The sequence below is a fragment of the Archangium sp. genome (assembly GCF_036388035.1).
GTDB lineage: Bacteria > Myxococcota > Myxococcia > Myxococcales > Myxococcaceae > Archangium.
In genome coordinates this window covers 1-2,225 of record NZ_DASVSO010000621.1, presented here as the reverse complement: position 1 = coordinate 2,225, position 2,225 = coordinate 1, and the positions used below count along the sequence as shown (strand labels likewise).

The window sequence follows — 2,225 nt, the reverse complement described above, 5'->3', positions numbered from 1 at the left end:
CACCTCCTCCATCAGCACCCGCCAGCCCTCGATGAGCTTCCACACCGTGTCCCAGCCCAGGTACGCCACCGCGCCCAACGTCATCAGCACGGCCACCCCCTTCGAGACGGGCTCGGGGAGAGACAACAAGACGGCATACATCGTCAGGGCCCCCACCAGCGTGGCGACCACCGCCGTGGGGCTCACCATCCGCCCCAGCTCGCCCTTCATGGCTCCCAGCACCGAGCCCTGGGCCATGGCCATGGCCAGCGCGTACCTGCTATCGCCGTCCAGCACGGGGCCGTCCACCAGCAGGCGCAGACAATCCCCCGCGCCCCAGGTCCGCTCGCACCACAGCAGGTAGCGGCGCGTCAGCTCCGCGTCCGCTGGCGCCACTCCCACCTCCTGGCTCTCTCGCGCGTCCAGCAGCGTCAGCCGTCGGCCCCTGCCCTCGTACCGGAACCAGCCACTTCGCTCGGGTACGCCGAACAACCGCCGGGCGTACTCCAGTGGCCGAGCGGCGGACGGCACAGCGCGAACGTGCTCCCCCATGGCCTCCTGGAACGCCTCTTCGTCCAGCTCCACCGGCTCCACGCCCCCGCGCGCCACATGCACGAGGGGAGGGCCCGTGCCCGTGTCGAGGCGGACGACTCGCGTCGCCCCGCTACACCCCACGAGGAGCGCGAACAGCAGCGGAACCACCCAGCGTGACATGCGGAGCCTTCCTGGCCGTGCCCCCGAACCTGGAGCACGACCCGAAGTACAGGTGCCGCCTGACACGTTCGTCAATCGGCACCCGAGGGCTCACACGCCTCCACGCTCCGCCCCTGATGCCCCTCACATCTTGAAGCCGGGGTCCGCCGGAGCGGACTCCCCGCGCAGCAAGGCCTGGAGCCGCCGCACCCGCTGCTCGGCCCCGTGGGCACCGCGCGCCTCCAGGTTCAACCGGTAGGCCTCCAGGTCCTCCGCGCGCCACCGCTCGCGCCGCTGGAGTTCCCACACCAGGTCGGCCTCCCCCTCGAAACGCTCTCGCAGGGGCGCCTCGCGTGCCTTCGCGAAGGCACCGAAGAACGCCAGCGGACGCACCCGGAGGACCTTGTACGCCCACCCGAACCACTGCTGCGCCTCCGGGAGCGAGGACCGGTCCCGACTGGCCGCCTCCACCCTCGACAGGACGGCCTGCTTCACCTCCTCGTCGAGCCTGACCCACAGCGTCTCCACATCCACGTCCTGCGCCTGCTCCGGCTCCACCCGCAGGGACTCGCGCAGCACCACCGTCATCCACAGCCACTCCTCTCCGTGCAGCACCTCGGGCGTGCGGCCGTAGAGGATGGAGTGCAGGATCGCCTGCTCGTAGTTCTCCGCGATTTCCAGCATCAGCGGGTCGGCGGCCACGGCGTCCTTCACGGCCCCCATCAGCGCCTCCGGTTCCTCCACGGCCCGCCGCAGGGCCCGCGCGCTCATTCCCGGCCCTTGCCACCCGTCGGGTTCCTCGCCAGCGCCCTGGCTCACGGACACGCGCATGCGCTCGTAGCGCGCCGCCCACTCGGAGACCTGCGCCATCATCAGCCACGCCACCGTGTGGTGCCGCCTGGACGTGTACGGCGGATGACGTGGAGCCATCCGTACATTCAACACCGCCACGGCCAGGGCGCACCGCTCCTCCAGCGTCCGCCCCGGCTCCATCAGCACCCGGCCCAACTCCCGGTCGAAGCGCTCCACCCGCTCGGGGTCGAGCAACTCCGGAGCGCAGCGCTCGAACAGCCGCGCCCTCCGCTCGTCCATGTCCTCCACCTCGTCCGTCACCCGGAAGATGTGCCGTTCGACGACGGGAACGAACTCGTCCCAGGACCAGCGCAGGGCCGCCAGCGGCCCACCCTCCTGGAACATCCTCCGCAGCAGGACCATCCCGTCGGAGGCCCGTTGCAAGCGGTTGGGGGACACCAGCACCTGCTGAGCCAGGCGCGCCGCCTCGGCGGTGACCGCATCCACCCCGGAGGGCGGCGGGTCGCTCGGGGATGGGGGGGCGCTCCCTCCGGAGCGCCGGGTCTCACCCAGACAGCATTGCTTGTACTTCCGTCCGCTGCTGCAAGGACACAGCTCATTGCGAGGTGGCATGGCGCCGACACATAACACTTCTGACTCGGGAAGTCGCGTCGCCGGACACTACTTCTCCCACCCACCCAGCGACCCGGCCGGGCACGGACTCCGGGTCTCACCCACCGCGTCCCCCTTCCCTCTCTTCT

Annotated in this window: 1 protein-coding gene and 2 pseudogenes; all 3 read right to left on the bottom strand. The window is 70.8% G+C overall.

Going from position 1 to position 2,225, the window contains the following annotated elements:
- Nucleotides 1–693 (bottom strand): annotated as a pseudogene (locus VF697_RS25380) (hypothetical protein); the annotation flags it as partial.
- 123 nt (nt 694–816) lie between these two features.
- Nucleotides 817–1,971, bottom strand: coding sequence for a hypothetical protein (locus tag VF697_RS25375; RefSeq protein ID WP_331099287.1), 1,155 nt, complete (start codon nt 1,969–1,971; stop codon nt 817–819).
- Between the two features lie 63 nt (nt 1,972–2,034).
- A pseudogene (locus tag VF697_RS43570) lies at nt 2,035–2,097 on the bottom strand (SEC-C metal-binding domain-containing protein); the annotation flags it as partial.
- Nucleotides 2,098–2,225 lie beyond the last annotated feature (128 nt).